The sequence below is a fragment of the Vibrio sp. S234-5 genome, from assembly GCF_000960595.1.
Taxonomy (GTDB): Bacteria; Pseudomonadota; Gammaproteobacteria; order Enterobacterales; family Vibrionaceae; genus Vibrio.
Genome location: NZ_JZAM01000060.1, coordinates 63,826 through 90,477, shown reverse-complemented (window position 1 = coordinate 90,477; position 26,652 = coordinate 63,826). Strand labels below are relative to the sequence as shown.

General features: G+C 50.0%; 18 protein-coding genes. 8 read left to right on the top strand and 10 right to left on the bottom strand.

Annotated features, from left to right (window positions below):
* Positions 1-8: 8 nt before the first annotated feature.
* The 5 genes from UF06_RS01650 to UF06_RS01630 are packed head-to-tail and all read left to right on the top strand — an operon-like array spanning position 9 to position 6,464.
* Entirely contained in the window at positions 9-890 is an 882-nt protein-coding gene (locus UF06_RS01650; RefSeq protein WP_045568889.1) for an ABC transporter six-transmembrane domain-containing protein, read from the top strand.
* Positions 880-2,100, top strand: coding sequence for an efflux RND transporter periplasmic adaptor subunit (locus UF06_RS01645; protein WP_045568888.1), 1,221 nt, complete (start codon positions 880-882; stop codon positions 2,098-2,100). Before UF06_RS01650 ends, UF06_RS01645 begins: the two co-directional genes overlap by 11 nt.
* Complete coding sequence (locus tag UF06_RS01640; protein WP_045568887.1) at positions 2,097-5,195, top strand: efflux RND transporter permease subunit; 3,099 nt, start codon at positions 2,097-2,099, stop codon at positions 5,193-5,195. The genes UF06_RS01645 and UF06_RS01640 overlap by 4 nt, the downstream gene beginning before the upstream one ends.
* A gap of 59 nt (positions 5,196-5,254) precedes the next feature.
* Entirely contained in the window at positions 5,255-6,154 is a 900-nt protein-coding gene (locus UF06_RS01635; RefSeq protein ID WP_045569019.1) for a helix-turn-helix transcriptional regulator, read from the top strand.
* A 34-nt stretch (positions 6,155-6,188) separates the two neighbouring features.
* A complete protein-coding gene (locus UF06_RS01630; RefSeq protein ID WP_139046243.1) occupies positions 6,189-6,464 on the top strand; it encodes a hypothetical protein in 276 nt (91 codons plus the stop codon).
* Positions 6,465-6,629: 165 nt separating this feature from the next.
* Here the strand turns inward: UF06_RS01630 and UF06_RS01625 are convergent, their stop codons facing one another.
* From UF06_RS01625 to UF06_RS01600, 5 genes are all read right to left on the bottom strand, one after another.
* Positions 6,630-7,781, bottom strand: coding sequence for a cytochrome c peroxidase (locus UF06_RS01625; protein ID WP_052702492.1), 1,152 nt, complete (start codon positions 7,779-7,781; stop codon positions 6,630-6,632).
* Positions 7,782-8,385: 604 nt separating this feature from the next.
* Entirely contained in the window at positions 8,386-10,026 is a 1,641-nt protein-coding gene (locus tag UF06_RS01615; RefSeq protein WP_045568884.1) for a methyl-accepting chemotaxis protein, read from the bottom strand.
* Positions 10,027-10,337: 311 nt separating this feature from the next.
* On the bottom strand, positions 10,338-11,045 hold the full coding sequence (locus tag UF06_RS01610) for an SDR family oxidoreductase (protein ID WP_045568883.1): 708 nt from the start codon (positions 11,043-11,045) through the stop codon (positions 10,338-10,340).
* On the bottom strand, positions 11,042-12,427 hold the full coding sequence (locus UF06_RS01605; RefSeq protein WP_045568882.1) for a DASH family cryptochrome: 1,386 nt from the start codon (positions 12,425-12,427) through the stop codon (positions 11,042-11,044). Before UF06_RS01605 ends, UF06_RS01610 begins: the two co-directional genes overlap by 4 nt.
* 256 nt (positions 12,428-12,683) lie before the next feature.
* Complete coding sequence (locus UF06_RS01600; protein WP_045568881.1) at positions 12,684-14,339, bottom strand: trypsin-like serine protease; 1,656 nt, start codon at positions 14,337-14,339, stop codon at positions 12,684-12,686.
* Positions 14,340-14,673: 334 nt separating this feature from the next.
* On the opposite strand from UF06_RS01600, the gene UF06_RS01595 reads away from it, so the two are divergent.
* Positions 14,674-15,732 (top strand): GGDEF domain-containing protein, encoded by a 1,059-nt coding sequence (locus UF06_RS01595; RefSeq protein WP_045568880.1) that lies wholly within the window; start codon positions 14,674-14,676, stop codon positions 15,730-15,732.
* Here the strand turns inward: UF06_RS01595 and UF06_RS23120 are convergent.
* Positions 15,720-16,820 (bottom strand): linear amide C-N hydrolase, encoded by a 1,101-nt coding sequence (locus UF06_RS23120; RefSeq protein WP_171816681.1) that lies wholly within the window; start codon positions 16,818-16,820, stop codon positions 15,720-15,722. The genes UF06_RS01595 and UF06_RS23120 overlap by 13 nt on opposite strands.
* 254 nt (positions 16,821-17,074) lie before the next feature.
* Between UF06_RS23120 and UF06_RS01585 the strand changes: the two genes are divergently transcribed.
* Complete coding sequence (locus tag UF06_RS01585) at positions 17,075-17,362, top strand: hypothetical protein (RefSeq protein WP_045568879.1); 288 nt, start codon at positions 17,075-17,077, stop codon at positions 17,360-17,362.
* Between the two features lie 152 nt (positions 17,363-17,514).
* On the opposite strand, the gene UF06_RS01580 is transcribed toward UF06_RS01585, so the two are convergent.
* The 4 genes from UF06_RS01580 to UF06_RS01565 all read right to left on the bottom strand — a co-directional run bounded on the left by UF06_RS01580 (position 17,515) and on the right by UF06_RS01565 (position 23,949).
* Positions 17,515-18,522 (bottom strand): alpha/beta fold hydrolase, encoded by a 1,008-nt coding sequence (locus tag UF06_RS01580; protein WP_045568878.1) that lies wholly within the window; start codon positions 18,520-18,522, stop codon positions 17,515-17,517.
* Between the two features lie 296 nt (positions 18,523-18,818).
* On the bottom strand, positions 18,819-20,585 hold the full coding sequence (locus tag UF06_RS01575; protein WP_045568877.1) for a SulP family inorganic anion transporter: 1,767 nt from the start codon (positions 20,583-20,585) through the stop codon (positions 18,819-18,821).
* A gap of 91 nt (positions 20,586-20,676) precedes the next feature.
* Positions 20,677-21,579 (bottom strand): pyridoxal-phosphate dependent enzyme, encoded by a 903-nt coding sequence (locus UF06_RS01570; RefSeq protein WP_045568876.1) that lies wholly within the window; start codon positions 21,577-21,579, stop codon positions 20,677-20,679.
* Positions 21,580-21,660: 81 nt separating this feature from the next.
* A complete protein-coding gene (locus UF06_RS01565) occupies positions 21,661-23,949 on the bottom strand; it encodes a YgiQ family radical SAM protein (protein WP_045568875.1) in 2,289 nt (762 codons plus the stop codon).
* Positions 23,950-24,122: 173 nt separating this feature from the next.
* Here UF06_RS01565 and UF06_RS01560 point away from each other — a divergent pair, with 173 nt between their 5' ends.
* Positions 24,123-26,630 carry an EAL domain-containing protein gene (locus UF06_RS01560; RefSeq protein ID WP_226972118.1) on the top strand — a complete coding sequence of 836 codons (2,508 nt, stop codon included), beginning with the start codon at positions 24,123-24,125 and terminating at the stop codon, positions 26,628-26,630.
* Positions 26,631-26,652: the final 22 nt, after the last annotated feature.

The following is a 26,652-nucleotide window of genomic DNA, read 5'->3' as shown; positions in this document are numbered from 1 at the left end:
TGCCTATCATGCCACTCAAACATCCCATCTCTTTGCGGACAGTGATTCGGTTTCATCCCTTAAAAGTTGCCGTGACTTGGCTCATGGTGCTGGCGGAAAACGTCATGCTCGTTTTGCTGCCACTGTTTATCGGTTACGCCATTGATGGTGTATTAAACCAACACTATCCCCCTTTGATGCTGCTGGCGCTGCTGCTTTTGGTGGTGGTGCTCATTAGTGTTGCACGGCGTTTTTACGACACTCGAGTGTATGGTTCGATTCGGGTCAAGCTGGCCAATCTTGTTGAGCGCAATTTGCGTGATTTGCCTATTTCCACCAAAGACGCACGCTTGACCATGTCCCGCGAGCTGGTGGATTTCCTCGAGAAAGATTTGCCCTCCTTACTGACGGCGGTTGTGCAGCTTGTCGCGACGCTGGTGATTCTCTCTACGTTCCATTTTTCTTTGGCACTTTGCATGCTCTTTTCTGGGTTACTGATGCTGGTTATCTATGGTGCGTTCCACCGCACGTTTACCCAACTCAACGGCCAGTTTAACGACCAAGTCGAGCAGCAGGTTAAGTTGCTCAGCGGGGTTCGCCTGTCTGCGCTCAGGGGGCACTTTGAACGTTTAAAGCAGTGCGAAATCAAGCTGTCGGATACCGAGGCGGTGGTGTACGGCCTGATCTTTATGACCTTGTTTGGTGCGGTCATCGCGAACTTATGGATGGTGAGCTTACTGGTTGAACCGAGCGCAGGCCAAGTGTTCTCGATTGTGACTTACTCACTTGAGTTTGTCGAAACCGCAGTTATGTTGCCCATCACTTTGCAGACCCTTTCGCGTTTGACGGAGATAAGTCAGCGCCTCAATTACAACGCCCTGCCACAAAAGGAGATGCCCTATGAAATTTAGAAAACCGCTCTCAGTGCTGGTTGGTTTGGCGGCGATTTTGCTTGCCTTGGTGGTGGTGGACGAACTGGCCCCTGAACCGAACGACGCGGCAGAAAAACAGGCACTACTTAGCCCAGTGTCGGTTTTGGAAGTGACTCCGTCACCTCATCCATCGAGGTTAACGCTATTGGGGATAACCGCAGCGCGTTGGCCAGTACAGCTGAAAGCCTCCAGCAGTGCGCAATTAAAATGGTTGGATGAGCGGATTGAACCGGGGAGTTTGGTTAAACAGGGGCAGGTGTTAGCCAGGCTAGATACCGCCGCGGCGAATGCAACGCTAGCGCAATCGTTGAGTGTTGTGAAACAAGCCGAACTGGAGTTGCAGCAGGCTCTGCATGAACAAACGGTGGCGCTAAAAATGTTGAACAGCAAAACCAGTTCCTCCTTTGCTCGTCGAGAACCCCAAGTGCTGGCGGCGCAAGCCAACCTCACTCAAGCCAAACAAGCCCATGTAAGCGCGCAGAAATTATTGGAAGAGTCGGTGATCACCGCGCCGTTTGATGCGGTGATCATCAAGCGTCATATCAGCCCCAGAGCGTGGATCGAAGCGGGGCAAGTGACGTTTGAACTCGCGGCCAGCGACTCCATTGACGTTGAGTTACCCATTTCAGAAATACACTGGCAGCAAGTTCAAACGGCACTCACGGAGCCGAGTATTAGCGTGGTGAACCGTGCCGGCCACCGCTGGCCTGCTCAGGTTCGCTATGTCTCTCCGTTGGTGGATACCAGCACTCGTCAAAGGCAGGTGGTGCTCGCGGTTCAATCTCCCTATCAAAACAAAGCGAAGTTGTATCCCAACCAACAAGTTCAGGCGGAGATCGACTTAGGCTTGAGTGAGAATGTGGTTAGCGTCCCGTTAAGCGCAATGACTCGAGACGGGTATGTCTGGACGCTAGACAGCCGCGATCGTTTACGTAAAGAGCCTGTCACCTTAATCGGGCAAGGGCATCAGCAGCTCAACATTCGATTTGATGAGCAAAGTGCGCAGGTGCGTCGAGTGGTGCAATACCCGCTCGCGTCGATGCTAAGTGGCAAACAGGTCGCGCCAGTGGCTTCTGAAAACGACCCTGACACAATGATGGTTGGGCGCGTTGCTTCAGAACCATTGAGCTTAGAGAAGCAAACGTCACTCAGTGCGGAAGCGATGATAAGTCAGGAGTCGAACAAATGAGTTGGATGACCAAGTGGTTTATTACCAATCCTGTTGCAGCCAACTTATTGATGATGGCGATTGTCTTGAGCGGTGCGCTCGCGTTTGGGCAACTGCGCGTTGAGTCGTTCCCACAAATCGCCCCATCGTCCATCAGCATTACGGTGGCGTATCCTGGCGGGACGGCGCAACAGATAGACGAGAGCGTGACACAACGCATTGAAGAGTCGATCAGCGGCATTGCCGGTATCAAGCAGATCACCAGTCAGTCGAGTGCCGGTCTTTCGCAAGTGATTGTGCGCAAAACCAGCACTACGGAGTTAGATTCGCTGTTGGATGATATTCGTAACCAAGTTAATGCGATTAATGGTTTTCCGGTGCAAGCGGAAAAGCCACAAGTGGTGCGCAACGATTTTACCAATTTGGCGGCGTTTGTGGTGGTGTCGGGGCCAAGAACGGATGACGAGTTGCAACCCATTGCCCAGCAGCTTGAGCAGGCGTTAAAAAAGCACCCACGCATTTCAAAGGTTTCAAATTGGGGAACCCGAACCTCACAGCTCATCGTCGAGCCTGATCCCGAACAACTTAAGGCATTAGGATTGAGCTTGGAAACGTTAGCCAATTTAGTTGAACAAAGTTCACTTGAGGCGCGAAGCGGTGAACTCATTAGTGATGTGGGGCGAATCGTGATTCGTGGCGACGGTTATGCGGATGATTTGCAGAAGTTGAAGCAACTGGTGGTGATGTCTGGCAGCAGTGGCAAAATACGCTTAGGTGACATCGCTAAGATAAGCCGAGGCTATCAATACAGTGGTGCCATTGTGCGAAATAATGGTGCGAATGCCATCGCGCTTTTGGTGAGCACCAGCCAAACCGACAACCTGCTTAAAGTGAGTGAGGCGATAGAAGAGACGCTCAATGTTCAGCGAGAAATCATACCGTCGGACATCACCTTGAACACCATGGCGGATATGGCACCCTACATTGAAGACCAGTTGTTTCGTCTAAGTGAAAATGCGTGGCAAGGTCTACTGATTGTCGTCGTTTTATTGGGGATTTTCCTCGAAATCCGACTCGCTTTTTGGGTGGCCATGGGTATCCCCATTGCGCTTGCTGGAACGCTTGCGGCCATGCAGTGGTTTGACTACAGCATCAATGACATCACCTTGTTTGGCTTCATCTTGGTACTCGGTGTGCTGGTGGACGATGCGGTGGTGGTGGGAGAAGCGATCCACGAAAAGCGAGCGAGCCATCTCAGTGGCAAAAACGCGGCGTGGCAGGGCGTGCATTCTGTCTCCGTGGCCACCTTTTTTGGTGTGCTGACGACGATCGCGGCGTTTTCGCCGATGTTGTGGATCAATAATGAGCTGGCCAAAGTGTTTGCTGGGTTCTCGGCGGTGGTGATCTTGGCGTTAATCTTTTCGCTTATCGAAAGCAAATTCATTCTGCCATCACACTTGGCCGAGCTCTCGAGCCAATCCCCATCACTCGGTGTTGTTGGCAAGGTCCAAGCCTTCGCTCAAGGTGGCTTGCAGCGATTTAATATCAAGCTATACCAACCGACGCTAGAATTTGCGCTGCGCTACAAAGTGGCGTTCTTGCTCGGTTTTGTCGCCACTCTCATCTTGGCTTACGGGATGTGGTTCAACGGCACCATTCGCAGTGCATTGTTCCCTGAAATCCCGGGCCGTTACCTCAGCGCAGTGATTGAGCTGGAAGATGGGGCACCTTTGCCTTTGCAGCGCAAAGCTTTGCTGCAAGTGGAGCAGGCGATGTCGCGGGTGGAGCAAAGTGTCATGGTCGATTATCCGCTGCAACAGAAGCCCGTTGTCAACTTGCTGGCATGGTCTGACGGACAGGGTGACATTGAAGTGACGGCGGAGCTGACCAGCGAATCGCTCAGTGTGTTGCCAGGCAATGGGTTGCTGACACGATGGCGAGAAAGCACTGGGCAGATCGAGGGCGCGTATTCCGTCAAGTTTAGCGCGGCAGAGGAGCCTGCCGGAGGCACATTCCTAACCATCTCGAGTGATGACCGCGAGCTCGCAGCGCGTGTAAGTAAGCAGTTGAAGAACGCGCTGTCGTCATTGCAAGGGGTATCGGATGTGTACGACGATGGCCAAAATGACGTGCCACAAGTCCGTTTGGTATTGAACCTCTATGGCCAGCAACTTGGGCTAACGCAAGCGAAACTGGCGCAACTTGCCGGAGAAGCGTTTGGTGAAAGAGAAATGCACCGCCTGTTGGACAATGGGCGAGAGACCAAAGTGTTACTGCAATACCCTCGTGATCAGCGTAAAACCTTGGCTCAGTTGCAGCAAACGCTCATCCTGCTACCCACAGGTGGCAGTGTGATGCTCGGTGATATCGCCGAGTTGCATCATGAGCAAGAACCTCAAGTGCTGTACCGCCGCAACCGAGAGCAAGTCATCAATCTCTATTGGCAACAAAATCGCAATCTGCAATCACCCGAGCAAACCCGAGAGCAGCTCCAGCAGACGATCAATGCCCTTCATCAGCAATACCCAAACGTGACCATCAAAGCGGGCGGTGAGTTTGAAGAAATAGGGGAGGTCTCAGCGGGTTTTCAATCGGCGTTGATACTGACGCTACTGATGATCTACATCTTATTGGCGGTGCCGTTGAGATCGTACTGGCAGCCGATGATCATTATGGCCGTGATCCCGTTTGGCTTTGCGGGGTCGATTTTTGGCCACTATCTGATGGGCTTGCCCATCAGCATCTTGTCCATGTTTGGCATGATGGCCATGACCGGTATCGTGATCAATGACTCCTTGGTTCTGATCACCCGCTTTAATCAGGAATACCGCCAAGGTGTTCCGTTGCAGCAGGCGTTAGTCACGGCTGGGACGAGCCGTTTGAGAGCGATTTTTCTCACCACCATCACCACCGTGTGTGGCTTGTTACCTTTGCTCAGTGAAAGCGCGGAGCAGGCTCAGTATTTAAAGCCCGCAGCGGTATCCTTAGTGTTTGGTGAGCTGTTTGCTACTGCCGTGACGCTGATTCTTATTCCGGTACTGTTGGGGCTGTTTTGCCGCAAACCTCCCATCGTTGAGCCGGAATCACTGGAAGTGCTGTCCGTGGAGCATTCGTGATTGATTTTATAAAAAACACGGCACATAGTGAGTGCAATTATTCCAAGCGCAACGATGCCATGATGCCCGAAAACCAACCCGTTTTTCAGCTCGTCCCTGAAATCGCCTTACTCGAATCGTTACCAGCGCACCTGAAAAAGCGCTTCACGCACGCGCTTCACTTGATGCATCAAGAGTGGGGCGAGCGTCGAACGTGGGAAGAAATCGCGACGAAAAGCGCTATTTCTCCCTATCATTTTCATCGTCAATTTACCGAGTTGTTTAACGAAACGCCTGGGCAGTATCTCAGTCGAGTTCGGTTGCAAGTGGCGGTTGGCCTGCTACTAAGCGACGAGCAGTGGAGCGTGATTGACATCGCGCTGTACTGCGGTTTTTCATCATCCCAGTCGTTGGCTAAGGCATTGAAGCGCGAGCTTGGGGTGACTGCCAAACAGATTCGAAACATGGGTTCCCAAGCGACCCCCAAGGAGACACTGGATTTCATCCAGCGACTAGCGCATCCGGGGATGCAGGCGTCGATGGAAAAAGAGCTGGCGCAAGCGATGCCAACCGAACTCGTTTGGTATCCGCAGCGGGGCATGCAAAAACTCAAATTGGAGACGGCAGATTGGGACAGTGTGTTTGAGTTGTATGGTGAGAAGTCAACACATTTGATGAGCACGTTACCGCTCAAACAACTGGAGAAGGCGTGGGATGAGATTGACGCGGAAATTGGTAACTGGCAGGTGGCCAAAGCGCGTTACGATCGAATAATTCCGGAAGGATACTACTTATGCAGCGAGGTCTATCTCGCTTCCGATGTCGCGTACAGCACCGCGTTAGATGCGTTGTTTGATGCGGCGGAAAAACAGGGTTTGCCGCTGGATCTCAATGGCTACTTGGTGGAGATGATTCGCCATGTCGATACATCGGAGTTTGAAGGGGTAACCTTCTCATTCCAGTTACCTGTGTTGGTCTAGGCGGCAGGCAACTGTTTCTCTCACTCAATCCCTCTTGAACCTGTTTACAATTGAGCAAACACGGACACATTTTGTTCCCATCACCGTGGAACAATCCCACCACAAAGTCATTGAAGCACACCGTTGGGCTCGTGATGAGTGGATGGTGGCAATCTTAAATCAAGAAGGGATAAAGTGTGAAAACGGACCTAGTTACGGTTACATCGCTATTTATGGCATTCGCCGCTCAGTGTGCGGGTTTGTTTTTCTGGCGCCAAGGCTAGTAAACGTGCTCGGCACGGCGTTGAGTTACTCGGGCATTATCGAGTAGCACAGGTTTTAAGTGGTTTTAAGTCGTGGCGTAATGCCCATTCATGACTGTCTAATAACGTTGTTTTACTGATGTTGTCGGTAAAGGCAGAAAACGGACAGCTAGTGCCTTGCGACGCGCATAACGTCGGCTCGCATCCGTCGGGCGATGGATGCGAGCCGCTGCTTATTTTTCTTCGAGCAGATATTCGTAGCGTTGATCGGTGAGTGTTTTCATGAAGGCGACTAACGCGTCCACTTGCTTATCGGTCAAAGCGCGCGATTGAAACTTTGCTTCGGTGAGCGCTAGGTTTTTATCAACCTCAGGTGCTCGCCAAGGTTGGCCTGTTTCCGGGTTAATCGTGCGGGTTGAGTTATTATATTTGTCGTAAAACAGCACCACAGTACGCAAGTCTTTAAACACGCCGTTGTGCATATAGGGGCCAGTCACGGCCACGTTGCGCAGTGTCGGCACTTTAAACTTGCCAGCTTGCGCTTCATCGTCGATGCGCGGGTGCTCAAGCAGCCCTTTGTCAATGTGCTCCGCGCCTAGGCCGTTGACCTTACGCACCGCCGTATTCACCGGAACCCCTAAGTTGTGGTACTCATAGTTGCTAAATGTCTCCCCTTGGCTGTTTGGAAAGGCTTTTAGCTGGTGGCATGCGTTGCAATTGGTGAACTGCTGAGAAAAGAACAGCGCCTCACCCAACGACTCTTGCTGAGTCAGTTCGACTTCATTGCGCAGATAGCGGTCGTATTTAGAATCAAAGGGCGAAAAAAAGTCGGTTTTTTCAAACGCGGCAATACTTTCTGTCATGGCAAGATAGGCGGCGTCGGTGTCTGACCATATCGCGTCACCAAATAAAGCCGTGAACCCTTGCACGTAGGCACGGTTTTCCTTGAGCCTATCGACCACGGCTTGTTTGTTGGGCATGCCCATTTCAAGTGGATTTAAAGGGGGGCCACCAGCTTGACCAGCCAAATCGCGCTCTCTGCCATCATGGAAGAGCCCGCCTTTAAATTCACCCGCATCATTACGGGTTATGCGAGGGATTTTATTGGCGTAAGAGGCAGTTGGCGTATTGCGGTCACCAAACGACACGCCATCGTCGCCTTTTGAGACCATTCCCTTCAGCTCTGACGCTCTGTTGTCAATAAAAGCATGGTTCGGATTGTGGCAAGTGGCACAAGATTGCGTTCGATTTTGCGAGAGATTGACATCAAAAAACAACATCTGCCCGAGTTGCTCCTTGGTCATGGTTGAACCATCGCTGGCTGCAATAGGGTAAGCATGAAGTAACGTAACAAGACCTAGCCATAACGCTGTGGGTTTGGACAAAATAACCTCCGTGGTAAGAATGCCCAAGCAGTTGGGCTGTCATAGGTGGCGAAGATTATACCTCAAGCACGCGACTAACGAATACTGGATGAAGTCCTCGTATAAGGAAATGATGACAATGAAGGATAGAGGTTCACTCGCGAAGTTTTTATATTTGAATCAGTTTCTTATGTTTGGAGTGGATAAGAGCCAATGGGTTATTGCTGTCCGGCATGCGAGTGGGGTCGCATCCAGCCTTCAAACAGTGAAGGTGGAATTGCAACGCTCGGCATGTTGATGCTTAAGTTGGTACTACCAAAAGCGGATGTACGCTCTGCGTAAGGCGATTGCGCATCACTTGTTTCTAAACACAGAATCATGGACTGGGAGAGAATAATGCAAGCAAAAGAGGTCGTTTAGCCTTCTAGGTGGCGATGAAATGTAAGGATTTTGCGAAAGCCAGTGAATGGTTGAGTTTGGATTTTGAGGGCTTTTGCCCCCATCGGGTGAACGGAATCGAGGCGCTAAATCGTACATTGAAATATTGGCAGCCTAAGGCGCTCAAAAAAGCTCAGCATGGCAACATACTGAGCTTTTTACGTTTTTATAGGTCAAGCCGTTCTCGTTACACTTTGAAGAAGGCCACTTCCTGTTTGAGATGGTTGGAAAGGGCATTCAAGTTCTGGCTGGCGACTTGGTTGTTCTCCATTAAGCGAATGGATTCGTTCGACATACTGGAGATTTGTTGCATGGCGACGACTAACTCGCGAACCACTTCCACTTGCTCATCGGTGGCAATGACAACGTCACGCACTCGATTGAGTGAGTCCTGAGACTGCTGCTCAATGCTCACCAGCAGCTGGCTTGCTTCCGCGGTATTTTTCTGGCAACTCTCGACTTTAGGTTGTGTGTTCTCCATGGCGGTCACGCTCGCCACAGTCTGGGCCTGCACTTCTTTGAGCATCGCTTCAATTTGTGTTGTCGCTTCGCCAGTGCGTTTGGCTAGGTTTCTCACTTCATCGGCTACCACGGCAAAACCTCGTCCGGATTCACCTGCACGTGCTGCTTCTATTGCCGCATTGAGCGCAAGCAAGTTGGTTTGCTCTGAAATACCGCTGATCATATTGACGATTCCACCGATATCGCGCGTTTTTGCCTCAAGTTGTTTGACCTGAGCCACGGTGTCATTGACCGCTGTGGTGACAGAAAGCATTTGTTCTGCAACCGCCGCTATGCGAACGCGACCATCGCGCGCATTGTCCGATGTGTTGACCGAGTTTTGCTCTGTAAGGCTGACCACTTTGGCGATGTCATCAATACTCGCGTGCATGGTTTCTAACTGAGCTGCCATATTCTGAGTCAGAATAGCCTGCTGCTGCGCTGAATCAAACACCGAGCTAGAGCCGCTAGAAACGGCTTCTACTTGGGTTGCCAACTGCTCTGATGCGCGGCGGATATTGAGCACAATCGAGCTCAGTTTGTCGGACATCTGTGACAGAGAATAGAGAATGCTACCGCGTTCACTGGGTTCATAGTGCTGAGTGAGTTCGCCGCTGGCCATTAACTGAATCGCATTTTGCGCCACATACGGTTCGCTGCCTAAGGAAAGACGAAAACTGCGTTCGATCATAAAACCCACCAGTGCGGAGATCACAACCGCGATACCGCTTAAAGCCAGCATCAGGCTTTGAAATCCATTGGCTTGTGCTCGCGCTATCGGTGTTAGTTGCTGATTGAGTGATTCTTGATAATCAATAAATTCATTGATTGCCTGTAACCAGTTGGCGAAATTTGGCCGAACCTTATCCAGCAGGAGCGGCGTGACGTCTTCACCGTTCGATTTTTTCACAATCACTTCTTGCACCAGAGGTAGAGTCTTGGCTTGTATTTCATCAATTCGTCGCAGAATGTCTCTTTCCATCGCTGAAAACGGAACGCCGTCAGACATCATACGTTGCATGTTTTGCTCAGATTGTTGGTAGAAGCTTTCCAAATGGCGAATATCATCCTCAAACAGACCAATTTCCTCAGAGCTTCGCGCCATCGCTATATCACGAATCGCAATCGCTCGGTCATGAACACTGCCTCGATAGTTGATGGCGTAGCGCTGCTTCACGGAGTTGATGTCGGTCACCTCCTCTAAGCTCATGTCGATAAAATTGACTTTTTGAATACCAATGATGGTCAGTACGCCCATCAGAGCGACTAACGTACCAAAGCCTAGAGCCAAACGCGTCCTTACTTTTAACTTTGCGAGGTATTGCATTTCATTCTCCTGATAGCAAACGAAATGGTTGGGGGCGTCCCCCGAACCTATGTTTTTTGGTTTTTTAGAAAGTAGATAGACCTTGTTTTACTTAAAAAATGATAAGCAACGAGTTAAGGGCAGATTGGTCACAACAAAGCCAAAATTGGCTTTCAGCTTTCAATAGCGAGAGAGTGTTGTGGTTTCACCAGCGTATCTTTGCAAAGAGTGGACGGGCATGTCCAATCACTTGCCTCGATTGGATTAATTGGTGTAATCAATGGTAACGAACTTAATGATTCAACTCTCTTGTGTATGGCTCGCGCCGTAAGTTACCAAGGAAGCTCCTTGCCATCATAGGCATAAAATCCGCCGCTTTGTTCAGGCGTTGCCGCTGCAATCAAGCCAATCAAATCGTGCGCAACACAGGCGGGGCTGAACAGTTTCTCTGGGGCGACATTGCTGTGAAACGGCGCAGAGAGTTTGGTGTCGGTTGTGCCGGGATGCAGTGCCAATACCACGCCTTTTTTCAGTGAACGTTGCCATTCAATCGCTAATGTTTTCAGCAGCATATTGAGCGCCGCTTTCGAGGCGCGATAGCTGTACCAACCGCCGAGTTGGTTATCACTGATACTGCCGACCTTGGCGGAAAGCGTGGCAAACTTGCCCGCTTCACTCTGCTTCAGTTTGGCGGTGAAATGCTTGGCAAGCAGTAGGCTAGGCAAGGCATTGTGGGTCAGGTTGTAGAGGAAAAAATCCGCATCTAAGGCATTGAGGTTCTTTTCTGGTCCTTTACTTGCCGTATGCAGTACGCCGACACAGTTGATAAGCCAATCGATTTGGCTAAATTGCTCACTCAGGGCTTGTACCTGCGCTTCTTGGGTGGCATCGAGTGCGTGCCAAGTCAGCCGCGGGTGCTGCCACGTCGGCGTAGTACTATGGTAAGTCGCATGCACGTTGGCCTTACTAAACCGGTTCAGCGCTTCTTGCACCATCGCCAAACCAATACCGCCGCTGCCACCGATGATCACGATATTCATGATGAGCTTTCCTTATTTTGAGGATGATGGATAAGAAGAGACGCGTTGGCGGCGATTGGCCAGTCAACCATATCGACACTATCAAGCGTCAAATTTTCCAGAGCATTTAGCTTGCCACACTCCGTTCCGCACCATTTGGCAACGAATTCGCCCTTTGGATCGTAAGTGTGCGCCTGTTTGGCGAGGTTGAATTGCCGCGAGCCGCGTGGATCGGCTCCGACTCCCGCCAAATATTGCCAGTTGCCCCAGTTGGATCCGACATCGTAATCCATCAACTGAGTTTCAAAATAAGCGGCACCATAGCGCCAATCTAAGCCTAGTTCGTTGACTAGGCAACTGGCGACTAACTGTCGACCACGGTTGGACATGTAACCCGTTTGATTCAGTTGCCGCATACAGGCATTCACAATGGGGAAAGGCGTTACTCCGTGCTTCCACTGTAAAAAGCGCTGCGCATAGAAACTGGTGAGCGGTTTTTTCTCGCCAATCCCAGAGAAGCGAAACAGTTTTGCGCCATAGCGCCGCGCGTACCAGTAAAAATATTCACGCCACAGTAACTCAAAGAAAATCCAGTAGGTGGAATCGTTCGCGCCATGTACAGCTTCATAACGCTGCAACATGGCATAAATGGTTTTTGGCGAAACCGCGCCGAGCGCGAGCCAAGGCGAAAACTTAGTGGAATAATCCATGCCGTCTAACCCATTGCGCGTCTCTTTATAGCGACTGGGGAGCATGGAGGAGAAATAGTGTTGGCAATGCGTCAGCCCTGCTTGCTCACCACCGATAAAGGCGCTGTGATTCGGCTCGGCAACAATGTCCAGCAAAGGCAACTGCCAGCCTTGCTCAAGGGGTGGTAAAACACGCGGATAACCCATCGGCGCAGAGAGGGAGAGCGTTTCTACTTGCTTGCGAAATTGGGTAAAGGTGCTCGGTAGCGCCTCAAGTGCAAACGGCAACTGCGGCTCACTCAATAAGCTGCGCAGAGCTTGCTGGTGGATGAGCACAGAAGGAAAGTCCTGATGAATGCGCGCGATAGCTTGGCGTTCATCTGAGCCCGCCACTGCATCCACATAAATATCCGTAATCTCGACTTGAGCCAGTAGATGGCGCAGCGCCTGATAGGGCAAAAGTGGCGTCACCCAAAGCTTTTGGCCTAGCGTACTGAGCGAATGATCTAAGTCAGCCAAGGTTTGGTTGAGAAACCTTTTTTTGGCTTCGCCCCATTGTGTTTGCTGGGCGTAGCGCGCCAAAAATGGCGTAAGCGAGGGATAACAGTACAAACAGATCAAGCGATCTACTTGCTGTGCGGCTTGCTCAAGTAGCGGGTTATCGTTCACTCGTAAATCGTTGGTAAACCAGTACAGGCCAATTTTTTTACTCACGCTATCTTCTCTTGAAATTGCTTACTTAATCTGATTTTTACGTATCTGGCTCTTTATCGATCAAGACAATATGTGGAGAATTTTTCCGCTACATTCTTCTCGTTCTTACCCATCTATTGGTGGTCTTTGGAGCCTATTATGTTGATCAGACGCAAAAAAACCAAGCGACTTAACCTCGCTTGGTTTTGATTAATAGCTCACTTGGTTTTGATTAATAGCGCGCTTGGCTGTGATTAATAGAACGTGGGTAGGGCTCTTATTGGCGTCGTGATCGGCGCAGCCACATCATAGCCAATAAAGCCAATCCGGAGCCGAGCCCTAAACTACCCGCGTCACTACTATTATTGCTGCGAATGAGATCCAGCGTTTCTTGCAGGATATCGGTGAGCAATTGACGATGTTTTAGCTCAGTGAGACTCACGTGGCTATCACTCTGTTTACTGTTTTGACTGCGGTGGTACACCAATCGAACTTTGTTACTCGCACTATACATTTCAAGCGAATAACTGCCTTTACTCAGTATTTCATTGGTATAGCCGAAGAATACTTTCTCTTTTTTACCGTTTAAGTAAACCGTTAATGAATCTAACCCGCCATCGGACTGGATCCAGTAATTAAATGAAAACTCACCTCTTGGCAGGTTATCAAGCACTAACTCAGAGGTTTGATTGGCTTCTAGGTCAGTTGCACTGTGTAACACCTTGCTATCAACTTGCCAGCGATGATTGTTTTCGTAAGCGCTGTGATTGGGTAGTGCCTTGAGGTAGCTTTTTACTTCGTTAGAGGCGGGCTGAAGCGCATGATAATCTAACCACGCGGCGACTTTTCCTTCTTTTAGGTCACTTGATTCAAACTCAAGCAACACACGACCGAGTGTGTACTCAACAATGCTGTAATCCACTTCAATTTGGCAGTGCTCGCCGGGAGAGAGGTGGCCTGAACAAGTGTCGTTAGCAGGGTCGATAATGGTTAACAAAGTGTTTCCGTTGACCGTCGCTTGAGGATTTTTCAGCTCAATACTTTTGTTGGATTGATTGGTAAAGGTAAAAATGTGCTTGCGGTTCGCTGCAAGGCCTATGATGCCAATGTTTTTACTTTGACGATAAGAAAGACCCGCGGTGCGATCCTCAATCCAATTCTGATAGTCACTCACCTTGGTATAGACTCCGGGGTTAAGACCGCAGCCGACGCCCCAACTGACAATACCCATCTGTTTAAGGCCGTTGGTGGCGTCATACATAATCGGACCGCCGCTGTCACCTTGGCAGCTGTCAACACCGATTTCACCAGCGCAAAATACGTGGTCACCAAGATTTTTGTAGCTACTGTTCGATGCTTTGCATTTTGCCAGAGATACGAAGGGCACGGATGCTTGATGAAGCACTCTTGGGTTGTCGCTGCTGACCTTTTTCACCGGGTCATAATGACGGCTACCAAAGCCGATCACATTCAATGAGAGATTTTCGTTTAGCTCATTAAAATCATCGCTTTTTGCCACGGTGAGTAAAGGATTATTGATGGCACGAGTTAATTCTAAAATGGCGATATCGTCGCCATCAAAGGCCGTTTGGTAATTTTGATGGAGATAAATCTGTTTTATCCCGACTCTAACCGCAGAAGATAAGTCATCAAAATTGTAGGCATTCACCACCGCCTGTACGTCGGAAGCGAGCGTTTGTCTATCAACGCAATGCGCGGCGGTTAAAACATATTGATTGGCGATGAGGCTGCCACCGCAAAATGGCTGAGTTGCGCCGTTTCGGGTTAAGGCGACCATAAATGGCCATGCGTTAGGTTGCGCTCTATCACCGCCGATCACTCGAGCTGTGATATCAGATTCCATTCCAGAAGCAGTAAAAGAAGAAAACAGCAGTAACGTTCCAAATGCTGTCGATAGAAGGTTGTGCTTCATAGATACCTCAAAAGAACCCACAGTCATTCGTGGGAACGGTACCATACCAGATTTGAATAAATAGTAAACAAAAATGTGGTAAATAGGATTTGTTTAATATAAATGCTATTGCATATGAGTTGTTTGCATTTTGTTTGAATAAAGAAACTGCGGTGAAGATCGCCAAAACGTGACAATTTGTGATTATGATTTAGAAAATTAACGCCATTTAATAGTTTGAATGTTGTAAATTGCATACTCGGTAATATTCACTATAATTCGTTATTATTTCTGTCAATATACGATGCTAACGTATATGAAATTTCTCTCAATTGTCTCAAATTAAGGAAGATACATGTTGAGTGCGTGGATCGCAAAATGGTTAGAGCTGCGCGTCGATGACGAACGCTACAAGGATTACTCTTTTCTGGTCATTTCCTTGATGATTCTCGGTTTCACCAATCTATTCTTTCTCTACTACAATATCTTTGTCATACCCAACACGCCAATGCGTAACACCTTGGCCATCGGTATGGTCTCGTGTGTGATCAGTTTGCTGCTGATGAAAGAGTGTCGAGCGCCAAAGATTGCGGCGTTTATCATGCAGTTAAACATGACCCTTTCGAGTATGTCGATTATCGTTCAGGAAGGGCACCACGAACTTTCCATTGCCTTCATCTTTATCACCCCGATGCTTTCTATGCTGATTTTGGGTTACAAGCTAGGTGCTTGGTTTAGCGGCATTACATACCTTATCACTGCCTCTTATGTACTAACGACGATGGACTCTTGGCAGCCCGCCTACTTTGAAACCATCAGTTTTATCCATTTCACTACGATATTTGCCTTTTTGTTTTTTGTCGGCTTTTTTTACGACCATAGTCGTCGTCAGTTATTGGAATCTCTGCGTAAATCGAACCAAAAACTGCAAGACTTAGCGACCCAAGATCAACTGACGGGTTTGGCAAATCGTCGCTGTTTGGATGATTTTTTGCACAATGTACAGCAAACACGTTGGATCGCCATGATTGATGTGGATGACTTCAAACAGATCAATGACCTGTTGGGTCATGATGTGGGCGATTGCGTATTAATCAATCTTGCGCGTTGTTTGCAGCAAGCGGCTGAGCCTCGGGATCTGGTTGGTCGCTGGGGTGGGGAAGAGTTTCTCTTCTCGATTGACGCCGACAGTGAACAAGCGGCGCAGGAGAAAGTACAACGCCTGCTTGATGGCATCGCCTGTTTTGATTTTGCTATTGAGCGGCCAGTCACCGTCAGTATCGGATTAGCGCTTCATCAACCGGGTCAGCATCGTAGCGCGCTGCTGCATGCTGATGAAGCGCTGTATCTCGCCAAAGCGTCGGGCAAAAATCAGTTTTGCCTTGCGACTGAGAAGTTTGACTATGCGGTATGAAGTGGATTGCTAACCACGGGCGTCATCTTGTTGGTGACATCGCCCATCACTTGTGCCGCTCTAAAGGTGGCGTCCAAACAGATCGACTGTGCTTGTTCAAGCGATTTAGGAAACTCCACCCAGACAGTTTGAATAGCGTCGTTGCTTTGTAAGTAGTAGCGCTTAGTTCTGCAATCGCTGATGTTGGTCCATAGAGTGAATGAGTTGAAGGTGATGCCTGCTTTTTTCTCCAATTGCTCTTCAAGATTGTTAGGATGCAGCGCTTCAAACCCTTGCGGAACTTTACATGGGGAAATCATCGCCGCCACCTGAGCAACACGATCAACCTGAGTTAAATTCTCGTTTTGCAGCAACCGATAGTAGCTAGCACGCTCGAATCTTTGTACCGAGGTATGTCCGCCTGGCGCAGTAAATACAGGATTTAGATTCGCTGTCTTGGTTTTGTTCCACTGATAGCGCCAGTACGTATCGAGATTGAGCTGAGTCTGATAATCGGGCTCATTAGTCATCACGGTAAAGTCGCGATGATGATAAATGGTCAGTTTGCCGTCATGAATTTCCAAAATGGCTGAATCACCATGCTGGTCAGAAATCGCTGCATGAACCTGCGCGGGGGCATTGGGATCACCGGGCACGCCGCCGCCGAAAAAGCAGATCTCCATACCCGGTTCTGGGAACGAGAAATAGCTCACCGCTTCTCGAACAGACGCGAAACAATCCAGCATAAATTGTCCCCAACGTAGAACACTCAAGCCTTTTTGCTCGTCACTGAGTGACCCTTGGTGAAAGGTGCAGTTCGTGTCGTATAACACGTTGGCAACGAAGCCTTTTTCATTCATACCATCACAAAATCCAAAGCCATCTTCGTCATCGCCTAGCAAGGTGGCGATGCTTGCATATTTTGCCTGCCATTTGAGCACTTGCTTTTTCATCAGCCCTTCTTTTTTGCGTTCGGCCTTGCTCATACCGACTGCGTTGCCGCCACTTGGGGTCAGGAGCAGTGTGGCATCAAGGTGAAACTCCCAATCCATGTTGCGAGCAACGGCGACCTGTTTGTTATCCATATTGTTGAGAATTCGTGTGCACATAGTGTTGTTATGTCCTTTGTGTTGTTTTTGCAAAAGTTGCCCAGCTTGACGCGCCAGCACCAATCGATAAGGTTGTATGCGCTTGGCTGAGCAATAGATGTAGCAGAATGTCATGGGATTTGGCGGGATGATATATTTAAAATGAGAGTTGTGCTTATTTTTTGGTGTGAAATTCTACTGTCATATTAAGTGGTTAACTTGTGCGGCGAGTTTAGTCAGGCTGCTTTGCAGCAAAAGAGTAAGTGTGATCTGTTATGAGTAAAAAAATTCATTCTTCCGATTCGACCATTATCAAGCTCTTACAACAGCGAGGTTTGATAAAAAGCGAAGCCGTTGCAAGGCTCAAGCAGGATGTCTATCGCTTGCATCCCGAAGAGGTGACGAAAGTGAAGAATTATGCCGAGCATTTTGGCATCCATGCGAAGGAAAAGCTCATCGATGAAATTCTGGATCTGCGCCGAGATGCGTTAATTCATCGTCTGTCGCGTGAAAGTGAAGGCGTCCAAACCACCCCTAAAAGGCGACTGACGCCGGTTGAGTGAGGGCTGACAGTCTTGATGCATCAGCGTTAGAGCATCGGCAAAGCGCTTTTGCCAGTGTTCTGGTAATGGCTGGAGTAGGGCAATTTCTGGCACAAGGTTAACACAATACAAAAGCAGCCTCCTTGCTGCGGCTCGCTATTCACACGCCTGGGTCATTGAGCTTGTGCAACTTGGCCAAGCCAAGTGTCGAGGGTGTCGAAAAACTCGCGGGCATACGCCTCGTCGCCATACCAATAGAGCTTGATGAGAAACCAAGTCCCCGGCGTCTGGGTATTGAATGTCGGATGTTTGAGTAAACTGTGTGTGGCGTTGGCAATCCGCTTGATGGTCAGGCTGTTTTGCCCTTGAAATAGTTTGCTCAGTAGCCGATGGGTGTGGTTGATATCCACGTTGAGGTCCTGCTCTCCCAGTAAGATGAGCCCGGGTTTTGTCAGGTTTTGGTAATCATTGCTCGCATCAGCAAAAGCGTTCAGTTTGGCAAAGTGAAAGCGCTCTTCACTCATCAAGTTGGGCTGGTTGGCGTACTGCGCTGTGTAATCGGCGTAGCTGGGACTAGCTTGCCAAAAAGCAATCTCTTGCAAATGGTGCTGATAAGCCTTGGCGATGTCGCTTTCGCTTGCACCACTCGCTTCTAAGCGTGTTTTCGTTAAGTACCAGCTTTGTTGCAACCAATTGATGGCAAAGCCGACGCCGATGAAAAAATCCACCTCATCATTGCTCTTTGCGACAGCTGGCACCACCCATCCCGCTTGGCTAAAGCCTATTAAGCCAAGGCTTTTGGCTTGGTGACGGAAATGGTTTTTGACAAACGCGATGGCGTCGTGAACTTCTTGCTGGCGATCCTGCATTGATTGGTTAAGCCAATTGCCCGTCGAGTTGCCGACGCCCGGTTTGTCCCAGCTAAACACCGCATAGCCGTTGTTAATCAGCCGCTGCCAAATTGGCTCATAATAGCCGTAGGCGTCATAGCTGAGCGCTCCGTCACCGTGTACAAAAAGAATCACCCCTTTGCTTTCGGTTGGCTTTTCGGCTGATATATAAACGCCGGCAAGGGTATTGCTGCCACTTTGAAAGTGAATGATCTGCTCTTTGGCGTGTAAAGGAAAACTCACGCTCAAACAGAGCAACAAATTGAAGAGAGCTTTTGTCAGGGTTTTCATCGTCAATTCTCCATATCACTTAAATAGCGCTGCTCTTTGCGCTGTCACCTAAGTTTAAATTTGCTTCTAACCGCGCAGACGCAACCGCCTTTTTATCCGGCTTAGGGTTGGTCAGTCAGGCATCTTTCACCGAAACGGGCACAAAGCGCAGTGTGATGGCGTAACGAAATATCATGGTTGAACCCACTAATTTAAGTGGGTTCAGTATTGATGAAGTGGGCGAAGAATAAGTGTCCCAGTTTGCTGTTTTGCGCTAATCAGGCCGTCAAAACAGCAAACGGTTTAGTGGCAGCCGTTTAAGCCACTTCGGGGATCGGCTTGGCGGGCGCTTCTGGATCGGGCTCTTTTTGGATTGCGGGCACTTGGCCATCGCCCACTGCACTGAGGTAACAGCCGCTCAGTTTGACCGCCAAATAAAGATCGGCACGCAGCAGGATTCCGCCTTCACTGGTGCTGATGCCCGTGAGTTCACACCAGTTACGCAGGCTGCGTTTTCGCCCGGCGAGCACCAAACGGATGCCGCGCTGCTTTAATATTGCATGCACATCCGAGAGCATCGCCATCACACTCAAATCGAGGTGGGTAAAACAGGAAACGGCGTCCACCACCACACAGCCCACATCGCCGCTGTTTTTCTCCGTGCACTCCAGCAGCCGACGTTTAAAGTAGGGCGCGTTAAAGTAGGTCAGTGGCGAGTTGAAACGGTAGATCACCATGCCGGGGATAGGGTTGGCTTTGCCCGTGCTGTCGATGGTGCGGATGGTGCCTTCTTCGTCTAGGCCGAGCTCTTGGTCGCTTGGGCGCATCACAATGCGCAAAAACTGGAATAAGCCGAGTAACACCGCCAAGGTGATACCGGGGATCACACCGACTATTAACACCGCAATAAAAGTGACGCTGGCGAGATAAAACGCGTCTTTGTCCCGCTTTCTCAATGTCCAAATGCCTTTGAGATCGAGCAGTGACAGCGAAGCGATCACTAACACGACACCTAAAGCCGCAATTGGGATATATTGCAGTGGCTGGTAGGCAAACACGGCGATGATGGCAATGACGGTGGCGGCGATGATTGACACCAGTTGCGATTTGCCGCCGTTGGCATCGTTAACCGCGGTGCGTGAGTCCGCGCCGCTGATGGCAAAACCCTGTGAGAACGCTGACGCAATATTGGCAAAACCCAAGGCGCGAAATTCTTTATCTGCATCAATGTCGTAGCCATTTTTGGCGGCAAAGCTGCGCGCGGTGAGCATCATGCTGACAAAGCTGACCATGGCTAAGTTCAGCGCTGGCACCACCAGTTCGCGGCTCACGCCAATGTCAAATTGCGGGGTTTGAAAATCAGGGAAACCACCTTGCGTTACGCCAACCACGCTCACCCCCATGCTGTCCAGATGGAGAAACCACACCGCTGCGGTCGTGACCACAATTGCCAGCATCGCCGCAGGCCAACCCGGGCGAAAACGTTTGGTCAGCAGGTACAAAAAGAGGGTAGTTGCACTCATTGCCAGTGTTGGCCAATGAAGTTCGCTCAGCAATTTTGGCGCTTCCCATAGCCGTTCCAAAAGGTAGCGCTGCTCAAACTTGAGGCCGAGAACTTTGGCAAATTGGCCAACGATAATGGTCAGCGCGACGCCGTTAAGCAGGCCAAGCAATATCGGCCGAGAGAGAAAATCCGCGAGAATGCCGAGTTTAAGACGACTGGCCAAAACGCACCAGATGCCCGTCATCGCCGTCATGGTCATTACCAATTGCCAGTGTTTGGTGGAATCGCCTGCGGCCAGTGGGGTGACGACCGCGGCAATCACGGCGCAGGTGGCGGCATCTGGGCCGACAATCAACTGTCTCGATGTGCCCATCAAGGCATAAACCAGCATGGGTAATACGCATGAATAGAGGCCAACAATGGCGGAGACGCCAGTCAACTGCGCATAGGCGATGGCAACTGGCAGTGCGACCGCGACGACAGAAAGTGCCGCGCGCAGATCGGCGGTGAACCAATCGCGCTGATACTGTTTAAGCTGAAGTAACCCCGGGAACCACTGCTGTAATATTCTCGCTTTCAACGAACGCTGCCTCCCAATCAATCGTTAAGTTACTGTAAAGCATACATCAATTGACTGTAACATTCGTGCCATTTTCCAAACGCAGCGAAATTTATTTATCGCCCCATTTGCGCTGATAACGGGGCAGCATAGTTTCGTTCCCGAGCAACCCGCCTTGGTGCAGGTAAATGAGCGTTTTGTCGGGGTGATTGGCTAGCCAAGGGCTTAAACATTGCCACATGAGGGGATCGTAAAGCAGATCGAACTCAATATCGGTTTCGTCTAAAAGCGCTTGCCAAGTTCGGTAGTCCTCATGATATAGCTTGCCGAAATGGTGTTTACGCGGCGCAGTCAGGATGGTCGGATAGTCTTGCTCTCCAAGCTGAGCAAACTGCTCAATCAGGTAGCGCTCTCCGCCAACGCAAGCACAGGTCAACACTTCGATGCCATGTGGCTTGAGGTATTTGTGCAGGTAGAGAGCGGTGGTGCCAGTGCCAGAGGGAAGTGCCACGACGAATGACTGCTGGCTGGCAAAGCGTGTCCAGTCGAGGATTTCGCGGGCCAGCTCTTTAACGCCTTGTTCGGCCAAGGTAAAACGCCCGCCTTCGGGCACCAGATAGCACGTTTCGTTTGGTTGGCGCACTTTTTCAATGTACTCGCTCGGGTGCATTCCCGCAGCGAGTTTGCCCACTTCAATGATGTTCGCGCCCAGCTCCAGCGCACCGCGATAATTGCCCATCGGCCGCTGTTTGAGCCAGCTAGGCAGATGGTCGACATAAAACTCCAGTTGCCAACCTTTGATACGCGCCAGCGCCGCCAAAGAGTAGAGTGAATTCGCTTGGGCGGATCCGTAACTGATTAGCGTACGCACTTGTGGCAGCTCTTGGGTGAGTAGGGCGCTGAACTTGCGCGCTTTGTTGCCGGAAAAGTGCGAATGCAGCAGATCGTCTCGTTTAAGGAAAAAGGTGCGATTTGCAAACCGATGTTGCGTGATGGGGCTATTGTTGAGTTTCATAGCGGTGAGTACGGGTTAAGTTGTTGGCTTGAGGAACAAAATCGCCATCCGAGTGGGATGGCGATTGAACATGGGCGTCGATTAGCGCTGCGCTGCGCGCTGTCTGTTTGGCCCATTGCTTGCAGAGCGGCCTCGATTTTGTCCGCCAGCGGGTTTCTGAGCGCCATGCTTTTTCTGCCCACCTTCGCTGCGCGCGTTACCACTGGCGGTGTTCGACGCTGGGCGCGGTTGGTTGCCACGCGCCGCTTTGTCTCCCGGGAATCCCGGTTGTGTGCTGGTGTGCTTAGTGGCAAAGCGGTTTGAACCGTGGCGGCCCGATTTACGACGCTGTGCTGGCGTTCTGGAATCCATATCTTCCGCCGGCACCAGACAACCCGGCTTGTCGCCAATCAAATACTTTTTACCCATATTGATCAAGGCTTCTCGGATCATTGGCCAGTTTGCCGGATCATGATAGCGCAACAGCGCTTTATGCAAGCGACGCTGACGTTCCCCTTTTGCCACAGTCACTTCTTCACGCTGTTTGTACTTAACGCGCTTAAGCGGGTTGGTTTCGGAGTAGTACATCGACGTGGCGTTACACATCGGCGATGGGTAGAAGTTCTGCACTTGGTCACACTCGTAGTCGTGCTTTTTCAGCCACAACGCCAAGTTCAGCATGTCTTCATCAGTGGTGCCGGGGTGCGCGGAAATAAAGTAAGGGATCAGATACTGCTTTTTCCCAGCTTCTTTACTGTACTTCTCGAACATCTCTTTAAAGCGATCGTAGGCGCCCATTCCCGGTTTCATCATCAGGTTCAGTGGGCCTTTTTCGGTGTGCTCAGGTGCAATCTTCAGATAGCCACCGACGTGGTGCGTTACCAGCTCTTTAACGTATTCAGGCGACTCAATCGCCAAATCGTAACGTACGCCGGAGGCGATCATCACCTTCTTGATCCCGTCAACTTGGCGTGCCGCACGATAGAGATCAATAGTGTGTTTGTGATCGGTATTGAGCTTGTGACAAATACCCGGGAAGACGCACGACGGACGGCGGCAGTTGATCTCCGCTTTCGGATCACTACAACCCAAGCGGTACATGTTGGCCGTTGGGCCGCCAAGGTCAGAAATAGTGCCGGTAAAGCCCGGAACTTTGTCGCGGATCTCTTCCAGTTCGTTCAAAATCGACTCTTGCGAACGGTTTTGGATAATGCGCCCTTCGTGCTCGGTGATTGAGCAGAAAGAACAGCCGCCAAAACAGCCGCGCATGATGTTGACCGAAGTTTTGATCATGTCATACGCAGGGATTTTTGCGTTGCCATATTTTGGATGCGGCACACGGGCGTACGACAGCCCAAATACGTAGTCCATCTCTTCGGTTGAGAGTGGGATTGGCGCTTGGTTGACCCACAATTCACGATCGCCATGACGCTGGATAAGCGCACGGCCAGAATAAGGGTTGGTTTCTAAGTGCAAAATACGGCTAGCGTGTGCGTATAAGATTCGATCGTTTTGCAGTTTTTCGTAGTTCGGCAGACGCACCGCAGTGGTGGCAGCGTCATGACGTGAGGGACGAATTGTAATCGGCTGCGCTTTTGGCTCTTCGTCTTTTTTGGTTTCGCACTGCGTTTCGACCTCGTAAGGGTTTGGCGGAATAAACGCCTCCTTACGCGGTTTTTCAATTCGAGAAGAGTCAATAATGGTGTAGCCTTCGGGCTCCGCAGCGAGGTTGACTGCAGTGCCGCGAATGTTGGTCATCTGGGCAATGGATTCGCCGTTTGCCAGACGATGCGCCACTTCAACCAGAGCTCGCTCGGCGTTACCAAACAGCAAAATATCGGCTTTGGCGTCGAGCAGCACTGAGCGGCGAACTTTGTCAGACCAATAATCATAGTGCGCGACGCGGCGCAGGCTGGCTTCAATCCCGCCGAGTACAATCGGTACCTCTTTGTAAGCTTCACGACAGCGCTGCGAGTAAACTAAAGTCGCGCGATCCGGGCGTTTTCCACCTTCGTTATTGGGGGTATAGGCATCATCGTGGCGCAGTTTTTTGTCAGCGGTGTAACGGTTGATCATTGAATCCATGTTGCCCGCGGTCACGCCAAAAAACAGGTTCGGTTTACCAAGCGCCATGAAGTCGGTTTTATCTTGCCATTGCGGCTGGGCAATGATGCCTACGCGAAATCCTTGCGCTTCCAGTAAACGGCCGATGATCGCCATACCAAAACTTGGATGGTCGACATACGCATCACCCGTGACGATGATGATGTCACAGCTATCCCAACCCAGAGCGTCCATCTCCTTTTTACTGGTGGGTAAAAATGGAGCGGTACCGAAGCACTCCGCCCAGTATTTTTTATATTGATGAATTGGTGTGATATCGCTGTACATAAAATAACCTCAGATTTCGCGAGCGCGAATTATAGCGGCTCGTGTGATCAGTATCCACCTCAACATGACCCCAGATTTCACGTGTGTTTAAGTTCGTTTAGCCTTGCTGAAGAGAATTTGCAGGCCGAGTCAAGGTTAGATTGCAAACGGTGGAATATACTTATGAAACAAGAATGATATTGAAGAATAGTTTTGCTGTTATGGATGACCTCACGCAGAAAAAATCGGTAGCTGAGCCGATTTCACAACCGCTCAAGCCTTGGAACCACATCATTGACTGGCGGATCGACACCTCAGAACAAACCTTTCATTGTGAGGCCGAATGTTGTGCTTGGTTTGGCTTTGACTTAAGCCCAGTGCCTTTGAGCCGATTGATTCAGTCTGTTGCTACAGAACAGAAAAAGCGGGTGATTGAGACCTTCAAGCAAGTCCTTACCTCGGGCAAGGAACAGTTTTTACGCTGCCCGATATTGCTACCCAATCACGCTTTTAGTTTGGTTGAGCTGTATGTGGAAAAAATCTCTGCCCATGAACTGCAAGGAACGCTGACACCGCTGTTTACCGTCACCAGTCAGGAAGAGGTGGCGCAGGTGCTCTACTCGGTGTTTGAAAACGCGCACCACGGAATTTTAGTGACTGATGAAGAGACGCGCATTCTCGCCTGCAATCGCTATTTTGAGCGTGTCACGGGGTATCTGCGCAGTGAGCTCGCAGGCTTGAAAACCAGTATCTTTAACGCAGATAAACATTCGGACAGTTACTATCAGGCGCTGTGGCAAAACTTGGCTGAGCATGGTTATTGGACTGGAACCATACTGACACGCACCGCCTCTGGTGAAAACTTGCCGCAAGAGCTAACCATTCAGCGCGTCAGCGTCGGGAACGGACGCAAATTCTATCTTGGACTTAGCACCGATCTGTCGGCCCATTTCGAGCGAATCAATGATAACGAGCACGGCGGGGTGGATCTGCTCACTCAACTGCCAGCCAAAGATCGTTTTCTCTCCTTGTTAGAAGGTTTGTGCCGAAAACGCAGTAAGGTCTCAGATACAGGCTGTATTTTGTTGGCCATCCAGCCCAATTTTGCTGAGCAAGAGCTGCCAGATATCAAAAGAGCATTTGCCAACTATTTGCAGCAACAGACCAACGCAGTACTGAGCGGCTATATCGGGCACAACAAATTTGCTGTTTGTTTGGAGTTTCACCATCCGCAGCGTATTCAGAAAATCCGAGCTATCCGCCGGGCGATCAAACTGTTTTTCCACGCGTTCAAAGCGGCCGATTTACCGTTGGCACAAGCGCTGTCTTCTGGACGAACAGGGGTCTCCGTGTTGGGACTGGATGCAAAAACCTCGCGCACCTTGTTCTCGCATGCCAATCAAGCGCTACTCGAAATGCATTCCGGGCAGCAGAATCACATCAGCTTTTATGACCATCAGATGCATGTGCAGATCGATAAGAAAAAGCGTCTGGAAGAACTGCTGATTCGCTGTGTAAAAGAGGGAAAGCTTGAAGTGCACTACCAGCCGATTGTCAACATTCACCAATGGCGAGTCGAAAAGTTCGAAGCGCTGTGCCGTTTTCCGCCATCGCTCAGTGCAGAAGCGTCGGTGCAAGAGCTCATTACTATTGCTGAAGATTTGGAAATGATTGAAACCTTGGACCAACAGGTGGCAAGTCAAGCACTGCGTGATTTACCGAAACTGCAAGCACTGTTTGGTGAGCAGGTAGGCATTTCGTTCAATCGCTCTGTTCACTCTTCGGTGAGCGTGGATGCCATTCTTGATCAAAGCGCTTTTCTGATTGATGAAAGTGGCGTTGCACCGCACAGTGTGACACTGGAAATTACTGAAAGTGCCTATTTTGAAAGTGAAGAGCGCCACCATCACGCGCTGAACGTATTGCGTGATGCTGGGGTGACGTTAGCCGTAGACGATTTTGGCACGGGTTATTCCTCGCTCAGTTATCTCAAAGCGTGCCATTTTGATATTTTGAAAATTGACCGCATATTCGTCAGCGAGATTAAGTGTTGCTCGAATCAATACCGCATCGTGCGATCGTTGACGGAGCTATCTCATCAGCTCGGCCTTAAGGTGATTGCCGAAGGCGTAGAAACTGAAGAAGAACTGGAGATTATCAGCAGCATTGGTGTTGATAGTGTACAGGGATTTTTGTTTTCCAAACCTCGTTCGTTACAAAGCCTGCAAGATGGGGCGTTCGATCTACAACTTTTGCACCAGTACCGTAATAAGTTCGGTGCGAAAGGGGTGATCGCTGAGCTGGCGACTCCCGCGACACCGCATCTTGATCCCGGAGAGCCCATTTCCTTGGCGCACGAGTATCTTACGAAGGAGGATCTTAACATCTTGCCAGTGGTTGATGAGAAAGAGTGCGTTGGTTTTGTGGATCGTGAAGCAATGAACCTTCATTTAACCCCACACATGGGCACGGACACCGAAAGCATGAAAGAGGCCTCGCTGTGGAACAAACGCGTGAATCAAGTGATGGTAACCGCGTTTGAAGAGGTGCATTGGCAAACGCAGCTCAGCGCTTTGCCGAGTGTGATTAACCAGACCGAAGCGTTTCCCTGGATTTTGGTCGATGACCAAGGGCACTACAAAGGCTTGGTGGAAATGCATACAATACTCAAGTATTTAACCCAGCAAAACGTGTATCAATAGTTTGTTTCATCGCCGCCGAGCT